Source organism: Sphaerisporangium melleum, from assembly GCF_014646695.1.
In the GTDB taxonomy this organism is placed as follows: Bacteria; Actinomycetota; Actinomycetes; order Streptosporangiales; family Streptosporangiaceae; genus Sphaerisporangium; species Sphaerisporangium melleum.
Genome location: NZ_BMNT01000116.1, coordinates 1 through 1494, shown reverse-complemented (window position 1 = coordinate 1494; position 1494 = coordinate 1). Strand labels below are relative to the sequence as shown.

1 protein-coding gene is annotated in these 1494 nt (G+C 68.5%); it reads right to left on the bottom strand.

Annotation, left to right across the window (positions count from 1 at the left end; all coding sequences use genetic code 11):
- Nucleotides 1–25: 25 nt before the first annotated feature.
- Nucleotides 26–1246 carry an IS110 family RNA-guided transposase gene (locus tag IEY93_RS37360; protein ID WP_189167876.1) on the bottom strand — a complete coding sequence of 407 codons (1221 nt, stop codon included), beginning with the start codon at nt 1244–1246 and terminating at the stop codon, nt 26–28.
- Nucleotides 1247–1494 lie beyond the last annotated feature (248 nt).

The following is a 1494-nucleotide window of genomic DNA, read 5'->3' as shown; positions in this document are numbered from 1 at the left end:
GTCAGACATCCCTGGACGTTGAATGTCAAGCGGCGAGGTCGTGGTTGCGGTGTGACCATGCGGTTGCCTGGTCGTAGGCGGTGTGGGTTTTGAGGCAGCCGTGGAGGATGCCCACCAGGCGGTTGCCGACTTGGCGCAGAGCGGCGTTGTGGCTGATGTCGCGGGCTTTGAGCTGGTCGTAGTAGGCGCGGACCTCGGGATCGTGCAGCAGGGCGCAGGAGGCTTGGAGGTGGAGCGCGTCCAGGAGCCGGTCGTTGTGGACGTACCGGGCCTGGACGACCCTGGTCTTGCCGGATTGCCGGGTGATCGGCGAGGTTCCGGCGTAGTTCTTGCGGGCTTTCGCGCTGGCGTAGCGGCCCTCGGCGTCCCCGAACTCGGCGAGCACCCGGGCGCCGAGGATGACGCCCATGCCAGGCTGGCTGAGGATGACCTCAGCGTCCGGGTGCCGGCCAAAATGGGCCTCGACCTCGCTCTCCAGCGTCTTGATCTCGCTGTTCAAGACGGTGATGACAGCGACCAGGGCCTTGACGGTGGAGGCGTAGGCGCCGGTGACCAGCGGGGCCTGGCCCAGGTGCTCTGCCCGCAGCACCTCGGCGATCGCGGCGGCTTTGGCGGCCACGTCGCGGCGTCCCTTGAGCGCCGCGCTGATCTGGGTGATCGTCAGCTTGGCCGCGGTCTGGGGGGTGGGGGCCTTGGCCAGCAGCCTCAGCACCGCCTCCGAGGTCAGGCCCAGGGGCTTGTAAGCGGTGAGAGCGGCGGGGAAGTAGTCCCGCAACGCCACCCGAAGGCGCAGCATGTGGCGGGTGCGTTCCCACAGCAACGTCTGATGCGCCCGGGTGACGACCTTGACGGCCTCGGCGATCTGGGAGTCGGCGGCGACCTGGCGCAGCTGGTGGCGGCGGGTGCGGATCATGTCGGCCAGCGCGTGGGCGTCGCCCTTGTCGCTCTTGGCGCCGGAGCTGGTCAGGATCTCCCGGTGCCGGGCGGCCTGCTTGGGGTCCACCCCGAACACCCGGTACCCGGCCGCCCGCAGGGCCCGCACCCACGGGCCCCGGTCGGTCTCGATGCACACCGCGACGTCCGACGGCTCGGCGTCCTCGGCCACGAAGCGGGCCACCAGCTCATGGAAGCGGGACATCCCCGCCATGCCCTCAGGCAGCCGCACCCGCTTGAGAACCTTCCCCGTCTCGTCCTGGACCTCCACATCATGGTGATCTTCAGCCCAGTCATCTCCGACGAACAGCACGCGATCCTCCCACCGGCCGACACCACGTCCAGCAGCCCGCAGGAGCCGGTCGGCGACCTAATGGACAAGTGCTCACGCCACACGACCGGCGGGCACGACATCCCATCAGCGATCAAGACCCCTGACCACCGGTGAGGGCACGATCTGACACTAGGACTCGAGGTCCAGGAGGCGAGAGTGCTCACTCACCGACGGCTACCAGGCACCGAGTCTGCCCAATCAGGCAACCCGGTAACTCCCATTAGGAG